Raw genomic sequence first — 19,206 nt, 5'->3', positions numbered from 1 at the left:
CGCCTCATAGAACAACACATAACTCATTGAATTAGCAGGGACCCTGTGGGAGCGGGCGTGCCCGCGAACACCGGCGAAGCCGGTGCCATACACCGCGTTGTCTGCTTCGCGGGCACGCCCGCTCCCACAAGAGACGGTGACACGCTCTCGAACATTGTTCCCTGCGCGACAGCACAACCCAAAGGGCTGGGAAATCTCCCACAGAGACCACATTGGCTTCAGGTCATAAAAAACCCGCTCATGCGAGCGGGTTTTCTTTTGCCTCAACAGCGATCAGCTGTACACACGCCCCAGCAACTGGCGGTGGCTTTCGAACTGATCCAGCACATCACGCACGATCTGCTCCGGCGCAAAGCCCATCAGGTCGTACTCCTGGCTGCCATCGTGCAGGTACACCTCGGCGCGGTAGAAGCGCTGGCGCACTTCCGGCTCACCTTCCACCGGCGCTTCGCTCGGCGCGGCCAGGTAGCCATCCAGGCTCACTTCATAGACGAACGGGTTGCCCTCTTCCATCATCACCCGCAGGCCCATCATGTTGCGCGACTGGCCAACCCGGGTTTCCACCTCGAAGCCCAGGGTCTGCAACTGCGCGGCGGCTTCTTTCAGCGCCGGGCTGACCTGCTTGTCCATGAAACGCTGCACCACGGCCTGGGTCGGCTGCAGTTCCAGCTGGGTCAGGCGCTCGCTGAAGCCGCGACGGCCACGGGCGGCCAGCTCGGCACGCTCCTGCTCGACCGCCACGTCCTGTTTCATGGCCTTGTACAGGCCGAACATGAACAGCACCAGCACCACCGAGAACGGCAGGCCCGCCAGCACTACCATGGTCTGCATCGCTTCGAAGTTACCGGCGAACAGCAGGCCGATGGTGACCAGGGTGATGACCACCGACCAGAACACCACCATCCAGTGCGGGGCGTCTTCGTCGACCTTGCCACCTTTGCACGACAGGTTGGCCATCATCACCGCGCCGGAGTCGGCCGGGGTGAGGAACAGCACGAAGCCGACGAACACTGCTACACCGATCACGATCTTCGCCGCCGGGAAGTATTCCAGCAGTTGGTAGATCGACATCGACGGCTGTTCCAGGGCGGTCTTGCCCAGCTCAACGGCGCCCTGGTTGATCACCAGGTCTAGCGCGGTGTTGCCGAAGATCGACAGCCAGGCCAGGGTGAAGCCCAGCGGGATCAGCAACACGCCGCTGACCAGTTGGCGCACGGTGCGGCCCTTGGAGATACGGGCAATGAACATGCCGACGAACGGGCCCCAGGAGATCCACCAGGCCCAGTAGAACACGGTCCACAGGCCCAGCCAGCGCTCGGACTTGCCGGCTTCGCCTTCATACACATAGAGGTCGAAGGTTTTCAGCACGATGCCGTTGAGGTAGTCGCCGATGTTCTGCACGAAGCCGTTGAGCAGGTGCAGGGTTTCGCCGCCCAGCAGGACGAAGATCAGCAGGCCGCTGAACAGCACGATGTTGAGGTTGGACAGGCGGCGAATGCCGTTTTCCACACCCGAGACCGCCGCCACGGTGGCGACGCCGGCCATGACCAGGATCACCACCAGCAGGTTGGTCTTGCTGTGGTCCATGCCGAACAGGTATTCCAGCCCGGAGGCCACCTGCATCGAGCCGATGCCCAGGTTGGTCACCAGGCCCAGCAGGGTGACGAACATGCCGAAGATGTCCACGGCATTGCCGGCAGCACCCTTGACCCAACGCTCACCCACCAGCGGGTACAGCGCCGAGCGCAGGGCCAGCGGCTGGTTGTGGCGGTATGCGAAGTAACCCACGGCCAGGCCGACCAGCGCATAGATCGCCCAGCCATGAAGGCCCCAGTGCAGGAAGGTCAGCTGCAGGCCCTGGCGCGCTGCGTCGAGGCTGGCAGAGGTGCCTTCCGGTGGGTTGAAGTAGTGGTCCAGCGGCTCGGAAGCGCCGAAGTACAGCAGCGAAATGCCGATACCGGAGGAGAACAGCATGCCGGCCCAGGCGCCATAGCTGAAGTCGGGCTGGTCATCCTTGCCGCCAAGCTTGAGCTTGCCGTAGTCGGAGAAGGCCAGGTAGATGACGAACAGCAGGTAACCGCCGATTACCAGCATGTAGTACCAGCCGAAGGTGCGCGTCAGCCATTTCTGGGCCACGCCCAGCACCTGGCCGGCGGTTTCGGGTACAGCGATAAGCAAGGCAGTCAGAACGAGGATCATCAGCGCGGAGGTGAAGAACACCACGCGGTTGACCCGTACCCTCTCGGCCGGAGGGTTGGTAAGTGAGGCAGAACTCATTGCACGAATGCTCCGGGCAGTACAGCTGTGGAGGCTAATCAGTCTTTCCCGAGCAATTGGTGGAATATCCCCACTGCATCAGGTGTTATAAAAGCACCCTGGAAACCGTGATCCCGAATCGATACGTTGCAAAAAAACAGACAGGTGGCCTGCTGCAAATGCCACGCCTCAGCCGAGGTGCGCGCATTCGTCACAGATCACCCCGCCCGCTCCAAGGGCCCGCCGCAGGGTCCATGACCGCACGGCAGAATCTGCATTTCGCATCGCTCATGCCCGTCAACGCCTTGTATTCCGGGGGTTACGCGATTTCCTGGGGTGTCAATCCGTGCCTTCTCGACCGCCTGAAAAACTGTCAATGGCACAAATTGTCGCAGAGCTTATTCTTTATTGATTGAACGTTCAATCAAAACAAAATAGACTGGCCTTCGCCGAGTCAGCCGCCCGTCGTCTGCTCGCAGGCCTGAGGAGATAGCAAGATGCCCAAGGTCGGTATGCAACCCATCCGCCGCCAGCAGTTGATCGAAGCCACGTTGCAGGCGGTCGATCAGGTCGGACTGGGCGACGCCAGCATTGCGCTGATTGCCCGTTTGGCCGGTGTGTCGAACGGCATCATCAGTCACTACTTTCGGGACAAGAACGGCCTGATCGCAGCGACGATGGGTTACATCATGAACATGCTCAACGAAGGTGTCAGAGCACGTCGCCAGGCCCTGACGGACGACAGCCCGCGCGCCCACCTGAAGGTGATCATCGAGGGCAACTTCGATGCCAGCCAGGTGAACGGCCCGGCGATGAAAACCTGGTTGGCCTTCTGGGCTTCCAGCATGCACCAGCCCGATTTGCACAGGTTGCAGCGGATCAACGACCACCGCTTGTATTCCAACCTGTGCTGCCAGTTCCGCCGCGCCCTGCCGCTTTACCATGCGCGCAAGGCAGCCCGCGGCCTGGCAGCTTTGATCGACGGCTTGTGGCTGCGTGGCGCCCTGTCGGGTGATGCATTCGACACCGACCAGGCGATACGGATTGCTTACGAATACATGGATCTACAACTGGCTAAACAGCACACCCTGGGTACAAACGACCAGGCCGCTGAACCAACGCGCACGGCCCTTGCCAACCCGGCAGGAGCGTGACGCGCAAGCCAAACCACACACTGCACTTGCGAGGACACTATGGCCCGTTTCGGAACGCAAAAACTCTACATTGATGGCGCTTACGTCGACGCTGGCAGCGATGCCACCTTCGAAGCCATCAACCCGGCTACCGGCGAAGTCCTCGCCCACGTGCAACGTGCCACCGAGGCTGACGTCGAGAAGGCCGTCGAAAGCGCCGAGCGTGGCCAGAAAGTCTGGGCCGCGATGACCGCCATGCAGCGTTCGCGCATCCTGCGCCGCGCCGTCGAGATCCTGCGCGAGCGCAACGACGAGCTGGCCATGCTGGAAACCCTGGACACCGGCAAGTCGTACTCGGAAACCCGCTACGTCGACATCGTCACCGGCGCCGACGTGCTGGAGTACTACGCTGGCCTGGTTCCGGCCATCGAAGGCGAGCAGATCCCGCTGCGTGAATCGTCCTTCGTCTACACCCGCCGCGAGCCGCTGGGCGTGACCGCCGGTATCGGCGCCTGGAACTACCCGATCCAGATCGCCCTGTGGAAATCCGCCCCGGCCCTGGCCGCCGGCAACGCGATGATCTTCAAGCCGTCGGAAGTCACCTCGCTGACCACCCTGAAACTGGCCGAGATCTACACCGAAGCCGGCCTGCCGAACGGCGTGTTCAACGTCCTGACCGGCAGCGGCCGCGAAGTCGGCACCTGGCTGACCGAGCACCCACGCATCGAAAAAGTCTCCTTCACCGGCGGCACCACCACCGGCAAGAAGGTCATGGCCAGCGCCTCGAGCTCGTCGCTCAAGGAAGTCACCATGGAACTGGGCGGCAAGTCGCCACTGATCATCTGCGCCGACGCCGACCTGGACAAGGCCGCCGACATCGCCATGATGGCCAACTTCTACAGCTCGGGCCAGGTTTGCACCAACGGCACCCGCGTGTTCATCCCGGCTGAAATGAAAGCTGCCTTCGAGGCCAAGATCGTCGAGCGCGTTGCCCGCATCCGCGCTGGCAACCCGGAAGACGAAAACACCAACTTCGGCCCGCTGGTCAGCTTCCAGCACATGGAAAGCGTGCTTGGCTACATCGCCAAGGGCAAGGAAGAAGGTGCCCGCGTGCTGTGCGGTGGCGAACGTCTGACCGCCGGTGATTTCGCCAAGGGTGCGTTTGTGGCCCCGACCGTGTTCACCGACTGCACCGACGACATGACCATCGTCAAGGAAGAGATCTTCGGCCCGGTGATGAGCATCCTCACCTACGAAACCGAAGAAGAAGTCATCCGTCGTGCCAACGACACCGAGTACGGCCTGGCCGCCGGTGTCTGCACCAACGACATCACCCGCGCCCACCGCATCATCCACAAGCTGGAAGCCGGTATCTGCTGGATCAACGCCTGGGGCGAATCGCCGGCCGAAATGCCGGTCGGTGGCTACAAGCAGTCGGGCGTCGGCCGTGAGAACGGCGTCAGCTCGCTGGCTCAATACACTCGCATCAAGTCGGTCCAGGTCGAGCTGGGCGGCTACAACTCGGTTTTCTAAACCCTGTATAGCCCCGCCCGTGCCGCTGCGCACGGGCGTTCCCGCTCCCTGATCACCGCCAACACGAGGGTACTTTCATGTCCCAAGAATTCGATTACATCATCGTCGGTGCCGGCTCGGCCGGTAACACCCTGGCGACCCGCCTGACCGAAGACGCCGGCGTCACCGTACTGCTGCTGGAAGCCGGTGGCCCCGACTACCGCTTCGACTTCCGTACCCAGATGCCGGCCGCCCTGGCCTTCCCGCTGCAGGGCCGCCGCTACAACTGGGCCTACGAGACCGACCCGGAGCCGTACATGGACGGCCGCCGCATGGAATGTGGCCGCGGCAAGGGCCTGGGCGGCTCGTCGCTGATCAACGGCATGTGCTACATCCGCGGTAACGCCATGGACTTCGACGGCTGGGCAGAACTGCCAGGCCTGGAAGACTGGACCTACCTGGACTGCCTGCCGTACTTCCGTAAAGCCGAAACCCGCGACATCGGCCCGAACGACTACCACGGTGGCGAAGGCCCGGTCAGCGTTGCCACGCCAAAGGCTGGCAATAACCCGCTGTTCCACGCCATGGTCGAGGCCGGCGTGCAGGCCGGTTACCCGCGCACCGAAGACCTCAACGGCTACCAGCAGGAAGGCTTCGGCCCGATGGACCGTACGGTGACCAAGAACGGCCGCCGTTCCAGCACCGCCCGTGGCTATCTGGACCAGGCCAAGAAGCGCCCGAACCTGACCATCGTCACCCACGCCCTGACTGACCGCGTGCTGTTCGACGGCAAGCGCGCCATCGGCGTGACCTACCTGGTCGGCGACAGCGAAGAACGCGTTGAAGCCCGCGCCCGCAAGGAAGTGATCGTCAGCTCCGGCGCCATCGCTTCGCCGCAACTGCTGCAGCGCTCCGGCGTCGGCCCGCGCGCCCTGCTGGAAAGCCTCGACATCCCGGTGGTGCACGACCTGCCGGGCGTTGGCGAGAACCTGCAGGACCACCTGGAACTGTACCTGCAGTACGCCTGCACCCAGCCGGTGTCGCTGTACCCGTCGCTGCTGTGGTGGAACCAGCCGGCCATTGGTGCCGAGTGGATGTTCAACGGCACCGGCATCGGCGCCAGCAACCAGTTCGAGGCCGGTGGTTTCATTCGTACCCGCCCTGAATTCAAGTGGCCGAACATCCAGTACCACTTCCTGCCGGTGGCCATCAACTACAACGGCTCCAACGGCGTGAAGGAACACGGCTTCCAGGCGCACATGGGCTCGATGCGTTCGCCTGCCCGCGGCCGCATCCAGGCCAAGTCGAAGGACCCGCGCCAACACCCGAGCATCCTGTTCAACTACATGTCCACCGAGCAGGACTGGCAGGAGTTCCGTGACGGCATCCGCCTGACCCGCGAAATCATGGCCCAGCCGGCACTGGACCCGTACCGTGGCCGTGAGATCAGCCCGGGCGCGCACGTGCAGACCGATGAAGAGCTGGACAAGTTCATCCGCGAGCACGCCGAAACCGCCTTCCACCCGTCCTGCTCGTGCAAGATGGGCACCGACGACATGGCGGTGGTCGACGGCGAAGGCCGCGTGCATGGCATGAAGGGCCTGCGCGTGGTCGATGCGTCGATCATGCCGCTGATCATCACCGGCAACCTCAACGCCACCACGATCATGATCGCCGAGAAAATCTCGGACAAGATCCGTGGCCGCAAGCCGCTGCCGCGCAGCACCGCCAAGTACTACGTGGCTGGCGATGCACCGGTGAAGGGCAAGCCGATGCGTGAGGTCAAGCAGGCGTAAACCTGCACCGGCCCTTTCGCGGGCATGCCCGCTCCCACAGGATTCTCACAGAATTTGAGATTTGTGATTCACCTGTGGGAGCGGGCGCGCCCGCGAAGAGGCCCACCCAGGCAACACCAGAAAAGGCACCCACCGCGGTGCCTTTTTTTCATCTGCAGAAACGCTTTACAGCCTGCCAATTCATCAGGTTAGAATCATTTGGCACGCGACCTGCTAGCGTCATGCTATCAAGTCCCCTCCCCCCTGCGGTCCCCGGAGTACCTGCCTTTGGATGCAAGCACCATCAACAGCCTGTTCCTGATCGGCGCATTGCTGGTGGGCGCAAGTATCCTGGTCAGTTCGCTGTCGTCGCGCCTGGGCATCCCTATCCTGGTCATCATCCTCGCCGTCGGCATGGTCGCCGGGGTCGATGGTGGCGGCATCATCTTCAACAACTACCCGACCGCCTACCTGGTGGGCAACCTGGCGCTGGCCGTGATCCTGCTCGACGGCGGCCTGCGCACGCGGGTGGCGAGTTTCCGCGTGGCGCTGTGGCCGGCGCTGTCGCTGGCCACCATCGGCGTGATGATCACCACCGCCCTCACCGGCCTGGTCGCCGCCTGGCTGTTCGACCTGAGCCTGATCCAGGGCCTGCTGATCGGCGCCATCGTCGGCTCTACCGACGCCGCGGCGGTGTTCTCGCTGCTCGGCGGCAAAGGCCTGAACGAGCGGGTTACCGCCACCCTGGAGATCGAGTCGGGCAGCAACGACCCGATGGCAGTGTTCCTCACCGTCACCCTGATCGACATGATCGCCAGCGGCCAGACCGGCCTGCACTGGAGCCTGCTCACCCACCTGCTGCGCGAATTCGGCATAGGCGGGCTGCTGGGCCTGGGCGGCGGCTGGCTGATGCTGCAACTGGTCAACCGCATCAAGCTGGCTGGCGGCCTGTACCCCATCCTGGTGATCGCCGGCGGCCTGGTGGTGTTCTCGCTGACCAACGCCCTGCACGGCAGCGGCTTCCTTGCCGTGTACCTGTGCGGCCTGGTGCTGGGCAACAAGCCGATCCGCAGCCGCCACGGCATCCTGCACATGCTCGACGGCATGGCCTGGCTGGCGCAGATCGGCATGTTCCTGGTGCTGGGGCTGCTGGTCACGCCCCACGACCTGCTACCCATCGCCCTGCCGGCGCTGGGCCTGGCGCTATGGATGATCCTGGTGGCGCGGCCGCTGTCGGTGGTCGCCGCCCTGCTGCCGTTCAAGGCTTTCCATGGCCGCGAAAAGGGCTTCATTTCCTGGGTCGGACTGCGCGGTGCGGTACCGATCATTCTGGCAGTGTTCCCGCTGATGGCCGGCCTGCCGGACGCCCAGCTGTTCTTCAACCTGGCCTTCTTCATCGTGCTGGTGTCGCTGCTTGTGCAAGGCACCAGCCTGCCGTGGATGGCCAAGCTGTTGAAAGTGACAGTACCGCCAGACCCGGCACCAATCTCCCGCTCCGCCCTGGAAGTGCACATCACCAGCGAGTGGGAAATGTTCGTCTACCGCCTGGGCGCCGAAAAATGGTGCATCGGCGCCGCCCTGCGCGAGTTGAAGATGCCCGAAGGCACGCGGATCGCCGCGCTGTTCCGGGGCGAGCAGCTGCTGCACCCGTCCGGCAGTACGGTACTGGAAGTAGGCGACATGCTCTGCGTGATCGGCCACGAACATAACCTGCCGGCCCTGGGCAAACTGTTCAGCCAGGCGCCACAACGTGGCCTCGACCTGCGTTTCTTCGGCGACTTCGTGCTCGAAGGCGATGCCGAACTGGGTGCGGTGGCAGCGTTGTACGGCCTGAAACTCGACGGCCTGGACGCGAAAATGCCGCTGGCCCAGTTCATCCGACAGAAGGTCGGAGGCGCTCCAGTAGTAGGTGACCAGGTCGAATGGCATGGCACGATCTGGACCGTGGCCACCATGGACGGGAACAAGATCCAGAAAGTAGGCGTCAGATTCCCCGAAGGAACGCGACCCGGACCAGGATTGTTCCTCTAAACTTCGTTTCTGCCGGATCCACAAGTAGTCTGCCTATGTCCCTGCGCGTGTACCTCCGCACAGCCCTGCTCGGGCTGTGCCTGTCTCTCTCGTTCGCCGCTGGTGCGGCCGAGCTTCCCACCACGACCAGCATCCAGAGCAGCCTGAACAAGATTTCCCAGCCCAAGGGTGCCGAGGCCGACCCCAAGGCTGCGCAACAGACACCGGAGCAGAAGGCCCAGCAACAGGTGCTGGAACAGACCTTGGCACTGCTGCTCAGCAAGGAAGACAGCGAAAAGAAGCTTGAGGCACTCAAGCAGCAATTGGCTGGCGCGCCCAAGGAAACCGCCGACAGCCAGCGCGAGCTGATCAAGCTCAAGGCCAGCAAGCCACTGCCGGTGGCCCAACGCTACGCCACCCTGAACGTGCCACAGCTGGAGCAGATGCTCAGCGAGCGCAGTACGCAACAAGGCGAACTGCAAAAGGCACTGTCGGATGCCAACAGCCTGATCATCAACTCGCAGACCCGCCCAGAGCGGGCTCAGGCAGAAATCAGCAACAACCAGACACGTACCCAGCAGATCAACCTCAGCCTCAAGAGCGGCAAGGAGAACGGCAAGCCGCTCAACAGCGACCAACGCAACAGGCTCAATGCCGAGCTGGCGTCGCTAAATGCCCTGACCTCGTTGCGCCGCCAGGAACTGGCTGGCAACGGCCTGCTGCAGGACCTGGGCAATGCCCGTCACGACCTGCTGATCGAGCGCGCCACACGAATGGAGCAGGAAATCCAGGACCTGCAATCGCTGATCAACGAAAAACGCCTGGCCCAGTCGCAACAGGCGGTCACCCAGCAGTCGATCGAAGCGCAGAAAGCCGGCGGCAGCACCCTGCTGGCCAACGAAAGCGCTGCCAACCTGAAACTTTCCGACTACCTGCTCAAGAGCACCGACCGTCTCAACGAGCTGACCCAGCAGAACCTGCGCAGCAAGCAGCAGCTAGACAGCCTGACCCAGGCCGACCAGGCCCTGGACGAACAGATCAGCGTGCTCAAGGGCAGCCTGCTGCTGTCCAAGATCCTCTACAAGCAGAAGCAGGCCCTGCCGCACCTGAAAGTCGACCGCGACCTGGCTGACCAGATCGCCGATATCCGTCTTTACCAGTTCGAAGTGAACCAGCAACGCGAGCAGATGAGCAGCCCCGCCGCGTACGTCGACAACCTGCTGCTCGGCCAGCCGCAGGAGCAGGTTACCCCTCAGCTGCGCAAGGCGCTGCTGGAGGTGATGATTACCCGCGTCGACCTGCTCGAACGCCTCAGCCGGGAGCTGTCGGCACTGCTCAACGAATCGATCACCTTGCAGCTCAACCAGAAGCAGCTGCTCGGCACCGCCCAGGGCTTGCGCACCACGCTCGAAGAGCAGATGTTCTGGATTCCCAGCAACAAGCCACTGGACTGGGAATGGCTGAGCCTGGTGCCGGCACGCTTCGCCGACCAGGTAGCCAGCCTGCCCTGGGGTTCGGGCCTCAAGGAACTGGCCGATGGGCTGGGCCAGCGCCCCCTGCTGTTCCTGCCCTTGCTGCTGGTGATCGGCGCCCTGCTGTGGCGGCGCAAATACCTGTACCAACGGCTGGGCAAGGTGCACCAGGACATCGGCCACTTCCGCCGTGACAGCCAGTGGCACACGCCACAGGCGATCCTCATCAACATCCTGCTGGCGATGCCGGTCAGCCTGGGCCTGGCCCTGTGCAGCTACGCCCTGCAGATCGACGCCCGCGGGCAGAATGCCAACCTCGGCGCCGCCCTCTGGCAACTGGCCCAGGCCTGGCTGGTGTTCTACACCGCCTACCGCATCCTCGCCCCGGGCGGCGTGGCGGAAATCCACTTCCGCTGGCACAAGCCGCAGGTCGAGTTCCTGCGTGGCTGGGTGCGTCGCCTGGGCACCGTGGTACTGGCACTGGTCGGCGTGGTGGCAGTGGCCGAACATCAGCCTTCGGCGCTGGCCGATGATGTGCTGGGTATCGGCGTGGTACTGACCTGCTACGCACTGATGGCCTGGCTGCTCAGCCGCCTGCTGCTCAGCAGCCCGGCGCACCGCGACACTTCGCTGTTCCGCAAGGCCGTGGGCGTGGCCTTCACCGCCCTGCCCATCGCCCTGTTCGTGGCCGTGTGCTTCGGCTACTACTACACCGCACTGAAACTTACCGACCGGCTGATCTACACCCTGTACCTGCTGCTGTTCTGGCTGGTGATCGAAGCCGCGTTCGTGCGTGGCCTGTCGGTGGCGGCACGGCGCCTGGCCTACCAGCGCGCGCTGAGCAAGCGGGCGGCGGCCAAGGAAGGGCTGGATGGCGAAGTCATCACCGAAGAGCCGACCCTGGACATCGAGCAGGTCAACCAGCAGTCGCTGCGCCTGATCCGCCTGGCCCTGCTCGGCGGCTTCATCGCCGGCCTGTACTGGGTGTGGTCGGACCTGATCTCGGTGTTCGCCTACCTCAACAATTTCACCCTGTACGAGTACTCCAGCGGCACCGGTGCCACCGCCAGCATGGTGCCGATCAGCCTGGGCGACTTCCTCGGTGCGCTGGTCATCATCGGCATCACCTTCGCGCTAGGACGGAACTTGCCCGGCCTGCTCGAAGTACTGGTGCTGTCGCGGCTCAACCTGGCCCAGGGCAGTGCGTATGCCACTACTACCTTGCTGTCCTATGTCATCGTCGGCGTCGGTATCGTCAGTACCCTGTCGACCCTCGGGGTCAGCTGGGACAAGCTGCAATGGCTGGTGGCCGCGCTGTCGGTGGGCCTGGGCTTCGGCATGCAGGAGATCTTCGCCAACTTCATCTCCGGCATCATGATCCTGTTCGAGCGCCCGGTGCGGATTGGCGACACCATTACCATCGGCAACCTGTCGGGCACGGTGAGCAAGATCCGCATCCGCGCCACCACCATCACCGACTTCGACCGCAAGGACATCATCGTCCCCAACAAGACCTTCATCACCGGTCAGCTGATCAACTGGTCGCTGACCGACACGGTCACCCGGGTAACGCTGAAGCTGGGCATCGACTATGGCTCGGACCTGGACCTGGTGCGCGACCTGCTGCTCAAGGGTGCCCACGAAAACCCACGCGTGCTCAAGGACCCGGAGCCGATCGTGTACTTCCTCAACTTCGGCGAGAGCTCGCTGGACCACGAGCTGCGCATGCACGTACGCGACCTGGGCGACCGCAACCCGACGCTGGACGAGATCAACCGCTACATCAACCGCGAGTTCAAGGCGCACAACATCAAGATCTCGGTGCGCCAGGTCGAGGTGTTTCTGATGGATCCGAAGGGCGGCAAACAGCAGCTGATTCCGGTGGAGCAGCCGAAACCGGATGGCACTCAACCTGTGTGAGTGGACTCCATAGAGCATGAACGCCCAGAATGCCTGCGAGGGCTTCGCCCTCGATCGCCGGCAAGCCAGCTCCCACAGGGGCCGTGCCGCACCCAGGCCCTGCACATCCCCTGTGGGAGCTGGCTTGCCGGCGATGGGCCGCAAAGCGGCCCCCTAGGTACCGACTTCCAGGAGCAGCCCGTGAAAGCCCTCGACCAACTCACTTTCGACAATCGCTTCGCCCGCCTGGGCGACGCGTTCTCCACCCAGGTCCTGCCCGAACCCATCGCAGACCCACGCCTGGTGGTAGCGAGCGAGTCGGCCATGGCGCTGCTCGACCTCGACCCGGCCCAGGCAGAGCTGCCGGTTTTCGCCGAGCTGTTCAGCGGCCACAAGCTATGGGAGGAGGCCGACCCGCGGGCGATGGTCTATTCCGGCCATCAGTTCGGCTCCTACAACCCGCGCCTGGGTGATGGCCGCGGCCTGCTGCTGGCCGAAGTGCTGAATGACCAGGGCGAGCACTGGGACCTGCACCTCAAGGGTGCCGGGCAGACGCCCTACTCGCGCATGGGCGACGGCCGCGCCGTGCTGCGTTCCTCGATCCGCGAGTTCCTCGCCTCCGAGGCCCTGCACGCCCTGGGCATTCCCAGCAGCCGGGCACTGTGCGTGATCGGCTCGAGCACCCCGGTGTGGCGCGAAACCCGCGAAAGCGCGGCCATGCTCACCCGCCTGGCGCAGAGCCATGTGCGTTTCGGGCATTTCGAATACTTCTACTACACCAGGCAGCCAGAACAGCAGCGCGTGCTCATCGACCACGTGCTGGAGCAGCACTACCCCGAATGCCGCGATGCCGAGCAGCCTTATCTGGCCATGTTCCGCACCATCGTCGAGCGCAATGCCGAGCTGATCGCACGCTGGCAGGCCTATGGCTTCTGCCACGGGGTAATGAACACCGACAACATGTCGATCCTCGGCATCACCTTCGACTTCGGCCCGTACGCCTTCCTCGACGACTTCGACGCCAACTTCATCTGCAACCACTCCGACGACCGTGGCCGCTACAGCTACGCCAACCAGGTACCGATCGCCCACTGGAACCTCAGTGCGCTGGCCCAGGCGCTGACCACGGTGATCGAAGTCGAACCGCTCAAGGAGGCGTTGGGCCTGTTCCTGCCGCTGTACCAGGCACACTACCTGGACCTGATGCGCCGGCGCCTGGGCCTGACCACCGCGGAAGAGGACGACATGGCATTGGTCGAGCGCCTGCTGCAGCGCATGCAGAGCGGTGGTGTGGACTACAACCTGTTCTTCCGCAAGCTGGGCGATCAGCCCGTGGCCGAGGCGCTGAAGGTAGTGCGTGACGACTTCATCGACCTGGCCGGTTTCGATGCCTGGGGGGCGGACTACCTGGCCCGCTGCGAGCGCGAAGCGGATAATGCCGAAGGGCGGCGTGAGCGCATGCATGCGGTGAACCCGCTGTACGTGCTGCGCAACTACCTGGCACAGAAAGCCATCGAAGCAGCCGAAGCGGGGGATTACAGTGAAGTGCGACAGCTGCATGAGGTGCTGAGCCGCCCGTTCGAGGAGCAGGCCGGGATGCAGGGCTATGCCGAACGCCCGCCGGAATGGGGCAAGCACCTGGAAATCAGCTGCTCCTCCTGACCAACTCCGAACCCTGTGGGAGCGGGTTCACCCGCGAAGAATGCGACGCGCTGGATGGCACCGGCTACGCCGGTGTTCGCGGGTAAACCCGCTCCCACAGGTACGGCGCTCAACCCAAGGCTTGCGCCGTACCTGTGGGAGCTGGCTTGCCGGCGATAGCGCCCGAACAAACAACACAAGGAATTGATATGTCCGACCCACTGGTAATCCCCTGCCCCCACTGCAACGGCCTCAACCGCCTGCCCGCCGAGCGCCTGGGCGACGCGCCGAAATGCGGCCGCTGCAAACAGGACGTGCTGCTGAGCACCCCCTTCGAACTCACCGAAGCCAGCTACGCCAGCCAGATCAAAGGCGACCTGCCACTGCTGGTCGACATCTGGGCGGATTGGTGCGGTCCGTGCAAATCCTTCGCCCCCACCTTCGAACAGGCCGCCCGCCAACTGGCCGGCCGCTGCCGCCTGGCCAAGCTCGACAGCGAAGCCAACCGCAACCTGGCCGGGCAACTGGGCATCCGCTCGATCCCCAGCCTGCTGCTGTTCAAGAATGGCCGTGAAGTCAGCCGTCAGGCCGGGGCGTTTCCACTCCAGTCGTTGCTGGAGTGGTTGCGTAGCCAGGGGGTCTAAGCGTTCTCTTCGAGCAGCGAATGCAACTCGACAAACTGCTGGGTCAGCTTGTGCCTGGGCTCCAGGTGAATCAGCGGAAGGCTGGCATGGTGCGACTCACGCATCTTCACCGAGCTGCCCAGGTACACCGGTAGCACCGGGAGCCCTTCGGCCAGCAGCTCGTCGAGCATCTGCTGTGGCAAGCTGGCGCGGGACTGGAACTGGTTGACCACAATGCCTTCGACCACCAAGTCTTCGTTGTGGTCTTCCTTGAGTTCTTCGATCTCGGCCAGCAGGCCATACAGGGCCTGGCGTGAGAAGCTGTCGCAGTCGAAAGGAATCAGCACGCGATCGGCGGCGATCAGTGCGGAAACCGCATAGAAGTTCAGCGCTGGCGGGGTATCGATGTAAATGCGCTCGTAGTCCTCGTCCAGTTCGTCGAGCAACTTACGCAGCTTGTTGATCTTGTGCTTCGCCTCAAGCTTCGGTTGCAGATCGGCCAGCTCGGCCGTGGCGGTGACCACGTGCAGGTTGTCGAACGGGGTTTCGTAGATATCGACCTGGTTCTTCTTGCTGAACGGCCCGCTGGACAGGCTTTGCTTGAAGAAGTCGGCGATGCCCATGGGGATATCGTCGCCGGTCAGGCCAGTCAGGTACTGGGTCGAGTTGGCCTGGGCATCCAGGTCGATCAGCAGGGTCCGATAACCTTCGCTGGCGCTCACCGCCGCCAGGTTGCAAGCGATGCTCGACTTGCCCACACCACCTTTCTGATTGAACACCACGCGCCGCATGATTGACCTCCGTGTATCAACGAATGCCCGAGTATGTGGCGCCGCTGCGGCAATGACCAGTGCCATTTGCCCGGAACAACAGCCTTGTGCTGCCTGCCCTGGCCCTATCGCCGGCAAGCCAAGCGCGTCCCCTGTGGGAGCTGGCTTGCCGGCGATCGGGGCCCGATCAGGCAACTACACTGCCCCCGCCAGCCACCTGCCCTGTGAGCAACTCGGCAAATGCCCGTGCCATCGCCGACCCACCATGCTCGCGCTGCACCAGCCACACCGCCGACATCGCCCCTTCATCCAGCAGCGTGCGATAGACCACCCCCTCGATGCGCATGCGCTGGAACGACGCCGGCAGCACCGATACCCCAAGCCCTGCCGATACCAGCCCGATGATGGTCATCGCCTCCCCCGCCTCCTGGGCAAAATGCGGGCTGAAACCCGCCTGGCGCGCCAGGCTCAGCAACTGTGCGTGCAACCCGCTGCCATAGCTGCGCGGGAAGAACACGAACGGCTCATTGGCCAGCGCGGCCATGTGCAGGCCATGCTCCGTGCCTTCGGCCAATGGATGCGAGGCATTTATCACTGCCACCAGCGGCTCGCGAAACAACTCGGTGGCCACCAGCCCTTCCGGCAGCGGCATCGGCCGCATCAGCCCGACCTCGATGGACTCGTCGAACACCCCTTCTGCCACGTCGCGACTGCTCATTTCCTTGAGGTTCAGGTGCACCGCCGGGAAGCGCTGGCGAAACGCGTGGATGGCCTTGGGGATCTTCGAGGTGAACGGTGCCGAGGAGGTAAAGCCGATCTTCATCTCCCCCAGCTCCCCCAACTGCGCACGCCGGGCGACATCGGCGGCCTTTTCCACCTGCGCCAGCACCTGGCGGGCTTCCTCGAGGAACAACCGCCCCGCCTCGCTCAGCTCGACCCGACGGTTGGTACGCTCGAACAGACGGGCCCCCAGTTCCTGCTCCAGCGCCTGGATCTGCTGACTCAAGGGTGGCTGCGAAATGCCCAGCTGCTGGGCGGCGCGGCCAAAATGCAGCTCTTCGGCCACGGCGATGAAGTAACGCAGATGGCGCAGTTCCATGATCAGCTCCGAACAGGTCGTAGAACATCTCAAATAGGTCGAACAATATATTGGATCTAATCATTAGCCAGCTATATGCTTTTTTCATTGCGCCAGAGGTACCCCCCGTGAAAACTGCTGTAGCTCCCCTTCCCGCCGAACCCGAACCTGCCCCGCTGAACGAAATGTGGATCGAAAAAGGCACCCCCGCTTTCATGAAGACCGTGCTGGCGCTATTCAGCGGCGGCTTCGCCACCTTCGCCCTGCTGTACTGCGTGCAGCCGATGATGCCGTTGCTGTCGAAGGAATTTGCCATCAATGCGGCGCAGAGCAGCCTGGTGCTGTCGGTCTCCACAGCCATGCTGGCGTTCGGCCTGCTGATCACCGGCCCTATCTCCGACCGCATCGGGCGCAAGCCGGTGATGGTGTTTGCCCTGGTCTGCGCCGCCCTTTCCACCCTGGCCAGCGCGGTGATGCCGAGCTGGGAGCTGGTACTGGCCACCCGCGCCCTGGTCGGCCTGTCGCTGAGCGGCCTGGCGGCGGTGGCGATGACCTACCTGAGCGAAGAGATCCACCCGCAGCACATCGGCCTGGCCATGGGCCTGTACATCGGCGGCAACGCCATTGGCGGCATGAGCGGGCGCCTGATCACCGGCGTGCTGATCGACTTCGTCAGCTGGCACACGGCGATGCTGACCATCGGCGGCCTGGCCTTGGTGGCGGCGCTGGTGTTCTGGAAGGTGCTGCCCGAATCGCGCAATTTCCGCCCGCAGGCGATGAACCCACGCAGCCTGCTGGATGGCTTCGTCATGCACTTCAGGGATGCCGGCCTGCCCTGGCTGTTCCTCGAAGCCTTCCTGCTGATGGGCGCCTTCGTCACCCTGTTCAACTACATCGGCTACCGCCTGCTGGCCGAGCCCTATCACATGAACCAGGCGCTGGTCGGCTTGCTGTCAGTGGTGTACCTGTCTGGCATCTACAGCTCGGCGCAGGTCGGCGCACTGGCTGACAAACTGGGCCGGCGCAAGGTGTTCTGGGCCAGTATCGTGGTGATGGCGGGCGGCTTGCTGATGACCCTGGCCAGCCCGCTGGTGATGGTTATCGTCGGTATGCTGGTGTTCACCTTCGGCTTTTTTGGCGCGCACTCGGTGGCCAGCAGCTGGATCGGCCGCAGGGCTTTGAAGGCCAAGGGACAGGCGTCGTCGCTGTACCTGTTCAGCTATTACGCCGGGTCGAGCGTGGCCGGTACGGCGGGCGGGGTGTTCTGGCACCAGTGGGGCTGGAATGGCATCGGGCTGTTCATTGGCAGCCTGCTGGCGGTGGCGTTGCTGGTGGCACTGCACCTGAGCAAGCTGCCACCTAAATCGAGCTGAACCCCATCGCGACACAAGGCCGCTCCTACAGCGGAACGCGAATCCCTGTAGGAGCGGCCTTGTGTCGCGATGGGCTGCAAAGCAGCCCCAAAATCTCAGATCAGTTGATGATCTCGACCATATCCACATCCACCTCCCGGCTCATCAGGTGCTTCTCCACCTCACCGGTCAGCTTGACCTTGGTCTTGTCGTTGAACGGCGTCGGCGGCAGGTCTTCATCATCGATTTCCACGGTGATGGTGCCGGTGTTGTCCTTGAACTCGTACTTGTCGTCGTTGTTGATCTTCTTGGTCACGAAGCCTTGCAGTACCACTGGGGTGTCGTCGGCAGCATCGTTGGCCGCAGCTACGGTGGTGACCGACTGGGCGCCGGGGCCGGTATAACCGGCAGCCAAGGCAGCAGTGCTGAACAAGGGGGCGAGGATCAACGCAAGATAGCGTGCTTTCATGAGGATCAGGTCCTGTTTCGGTTTCGATGGGACCAGATTAACGACGATCGCTGAATTAAAACTTAATGCAACAAAAAGCCCGGCTCATGGCCGGGCTTTCGTGTTCAGAGATCAATTCACTGATGGTATTGCGCCGACAGCTCATGAACGGCGTTGATGAACACGCCGGCGTGCTCCGGGTCGACTTCCGGCGTGATGCCGTGGCCCAGGTTGAACACATGGCCTGTGCCGTGGCCATAGCTGGCCAGGATGCGCGCCACTTCCTTGCGGATTGCCTCGGGCTTGGCGTACAGCACGGTCGGGTCCATGTTGCCCTGCAGCGCAACCTTGTCACCCACGCGGCGGCGGGCATCGCCGATCTCGCAGGTCCAGTCCAGGCCCAGCGCGTCGGCGCCGGCTTCGGCGATGCTTTCCAGCCACAGGCCGCCGTTCTTGGTGAACAGGATCACCGGCACCTTACGCCCTTCGTGCTCGCGGATCAGGCCGCTGACGATCTTGCGCATGTAGGCCAGGGAGAACTCCTGGTAAGCCGCCGCCGACAGGTTGCCGCCCCAGGTGTCGAAAATCTGCACGGCCTGGGCACCAGCGAGGATCTGGCCGTTGAGGTAGCTGGTGACCGACTGGGCCAGCTTGTCCAGCAGCAGGTGCAGTGCCTGCGGGTTGTCGTAGGCCATGGCCTTGGTCTTGCGGAAGTCCTTCGACGAGCCGCCTTCGACCATGTAGGTGGCCAGGGTCCACGGGCTGCCGGAGAAGCCGATCAGCGGCACGCGGCCGTTGAGCTCGCGGCGGATGGTGCTGACCGCGTCCATCACGTAGCCAAGGTCTTTCTGCGGGTCGGGGATCGGCAGCGCTTCGATGTCGGCCGGGGTGCTGATGACCTTCTTGAAACGCGGGCCTTCGCCGCTTTCGAAGTACAGGCCCAGGCCCATGGCATCGGGGATGGTGAGGATGTCCGAGAACAGGATCGCCGCGTCCAGCGGGTAGCGGTCCAGCGGCTGCAGGGTGACCTCGCAGGCGAACTGCGGGTTCATGCACAGGCTCATGAAGTCACCGGCCTTGGCGCGGCTGGCGCGGTACTCCGGCAGGTAGCGGCCGGCCTGGCGCATCATCCACACCGGGGTGACGTCTACGGGTTGCTTGAGCAGTGCACGCAGGAAACGATCGTTCTTCAGGGCAGTCATGTCGGCATCCGGAAAAATAGTGCGGGCATTTTCTC

General features: G+C 63.4%; 13 protein-coding genes. 8 read left to right on the top strand and 5 right to left on the bottom strand.

What is annotated here, in order from left to right; all coding sequences use genetic code 11:
* Positions 1-273: 273 nt before the first annotated feature.
* A complete protein-coding gene (locus CAG22_RS01810) occupies positions 274-2,220 on the bottom strand; it encodes a BCCT family transporter (RefSeq protein ID WP_223998156.1) in 1,947 nt (648 codons plus the stop codon).
* A gap of 533 nt (positions 2,221-2,753) precedes the next feature.
* Between CAG22_RS01810 and betI the strand changes: the two genes are divergently transcribed.
* The 7 genes from betI (at position 2,754) to trxC (ending at position 14,342) form a co-directional block, all read left to right on the top strand.
* On the top strand, positions 2,754-3,410 hold the full coding sequence (gene betI / locus CAG22_RS01805) for a transcriptional regulator BetI (RefSeq protein WP_025340942.1): 657 nt from the start codon (positions 2,754-2,756) through the stop codon (positions 3,408-3,410).
* 39 nt (positions 3,411-3,449) lie between these two features.
* Positions 3,450-4,922, top strand: a complete 1,473-nt coding sequence (gene betB, locus CAG22_RS01800) for a betaine-aldehyde dehydrogenase (protein WP_025340943.1) — start codon at positions 3,450-3,452, stop codon at positions 4,920-4,922.
* Between the two features lie 77 nt (positions 4,923-4,999).
* Positions 5,000-6,697: a choline dehydrogenase gene (betA, locus tag CAG22_RS01795; RefSeq protein ID WP_085587752.1), complete on the top strand. Its 1,698-nt coding sequence runs from the start codon at positions 5,000-5,002 to the stop codon at positions 6,695-6,697.
* 267 nt (positions 6,698-6,964) lie between these two features.
* A complete protein-coding gene (locus tag CAG22_RS01790; protein ID WP_025340945.1) occupies positions 6,965-8,707 on the top strand; it encodes a potassium/proton antiporter in 1,743 nt (580 codons plus the stop codon).
* Positions 8,708-8,742: 35 nt separating this feature from the next.
* On the top strand, positions 8,743-12,078 hold the full coding sequence (gene mscK, locus CAG22_RS01785) for a mechanosensitive channel MscK (protein WP_085587750.1): 3,336 nt from the start codon (positions 8,743-8,745) through the stop codon (positions 12,076-12,078).
* A 180-nt stretch (positions 12,079-12,258) separates the two neighbouring features.
* Positions 12,259-13,719 (top strand): protein adenylyltransferase SelO, encoded by a 1,461-nt coding sequence (selO, locus tag CAG22_RS01780; protein ID WP_085704176.1) that lies wholly within the window; start codon positions 12,259-12,261, stop codon positions 13,717-13,719.
* 188 nt (positions 13,720-13,907) lie between these two features.
* The gene (gene trxC, locus CAG22_RS01770) at positions 13,908-14,342 is read left to right on the top strand and encodes a thioredoxin TrxC (RefSeq protein ID WP_025340948.1); all 435 of its coding nucleotides are present in this window, start codon (positions 13,908-13,910) and stop codon (positions 14,340-14,342) included.
* Here trxC and CAG22_RS01765 read toward each other — a convergent pair.
* Complete coding sequence (locus CAG22_RS01765; RefSeq protein ID WP_025340949.1) at positions 14,339-15,112, bottom strand: ParA family protein; 774 nt, start codon at positions 15,110-15,112, stop codon at positions 14,339-14,341. The genes trxC and CAG22_RS01765 overlap by 4 nt on opposite strands.
* Before the next feature lie 166 nt (positions 15,113-15,278).
* Entirely contained in the window at positions 15,279-16,190 is a 912-nt protein-coding gene (locus tag CAG22_RS01760) for a LysR family transcriptional regulator (protein ID WP_085691420.1), read from the bottom strand.
* Positions 16,191-16,354: 164 nt separating this feature from the next.
* Between CAG22_RS01760 and CAG22_RS01755 the strand changes: the two genes are divergently transcribed.
* Positions 16,355-17,542: an MFS transporter gene (locus tag CAG22_RS01755; protein ID WP_256582400.1), complete on the top strand. Its 1,188-nt coding sequence runs from the start codon at positions 16,355-16,357 to the stop codon at positions 17,540-17,542.
* 100 nt (positions 17,543-17,642) lie between these two features.
* On the opposite strand, the gene CAG22_RS01750 is transcribed toward CAG22_RS01755, so the two are convergent.
* Both CAG22_RS01750 and hemE read right to left on the bottom strand, forming a co-directional pair.
* The gene (locus CAG22_RS01750) at positions 17,643-17,990 is read right to left on the bottom strand and encodes a NirD/YgiW/YdeI family stress tolerance protein (RefSeq protein WP_039612521.1); all 348 of its coding nucleotides are present in this window, start codon (positions 17,988-17,990) and stop codon (positions 17,643-17,645) included.
* A 116-nt stretch (positions 17,991-18,106) separates the two neighbouring features.
* Complete coding sequence (gene hemE, locus CAG22_RS01745) at positions 18,107-19,171, bottom strand: uroporphyrinogen decarboxylase (protein WP_025340953.1); 1,065 nt, start codon at positions 19,169-19,171, stop codon at positions 18,107-18,109.
* Positions 19,172-19,206: the final 35 nt, after the last annotated feature.

Origin of the sequence: Pseudomonas sp. B8(2017) (assembly GCF_002113575.1) — a bacterium.
GTDB classification, from domain to species: Bacteria; Pseudomonadota; Gammaproteobacteria; order Pseudomonadales; family Pseudomonadaceae; genus Aquipseudomonas; species Aquipseudomonas putida_Z.
The sequence above is the reverse complement of the archived record's forward strand: the minus strand, read 5'-3'. Positions and strand labels throughout refer to the sequence as shown.

Excerpts from the sequence above, each read along its gene's own strand:
- CAG22_RS01765 (WP_025340949.1), bottom strand. The coding sequence starts at position 15,112 with ATGCGGCGCGTGGTGTTCAATCAGAAAGGTGGTGTGGGCAAGTCGAGC.
- betI (WP_025340942.1), top strand. The coding sequence starts at position 2,754 with ATGCCCAAGGTCGGTATGCAACCCATCCGCCGCCAGCAGTTGATCGAA.
- betA (WP_085587752.1), top strand. The coding sequence starts at position 5,000 with ATGTCCCAAGAATTCGATTACATCATCGTCGGTGCCGGCTCGGCCGGT.
- betB (WP_025340943.1), top strand. The coding sequence starts at position 3,450 with ATGGCCCGTTTCGGAACGCAAAAACTCTACATTGATGGCGCTTACGTC.
- CAG22_RS01755 (WP_256582400.1), top strand. The coding sequence starts at position 16,355 with ATGTGGATCGAAAAAGGCACCCCCGCTTTCATGAAGACCGTGCTGGCG.
- CAG22_RS01750 (WP_039612521.1), bottom strand. The coding sequence starts at position 17,990 with ATGAAAGCACGCTATCTTGCGTTGATCCTCGCCCCCTTGTTCAGCACT.
- mscK (WP_085587750.1), top strand. The coding sequence starts at position 8,743 with ATGTCCCTGCGCGTGTACCTCCGCACAGCCCTGCTCGGGCTGTGCCTG.
- CAG22_RS01760 (WP_085691420.1), bottom strand. The coding sequence starts at position 16,190 with ATGGAACTGCGCCATCTGCGTTACTTCATCGCCGTGGCCGAAGAGCTG.
- trxC (WP_025340948.1), top strand. The coding sequence starts at position 13,908 with ATGTCCGACCCACTGGTAATCCCCTGCCCCCACTGCAACGGCCTCAAC.
- hemE (WP_025340953.1), bottom strand. The coding sequence starts at position 19,171 with ATGACTGCCCTGAAGAACGATCGTTTCCTGCGTGCACTGCTCAAGCAA.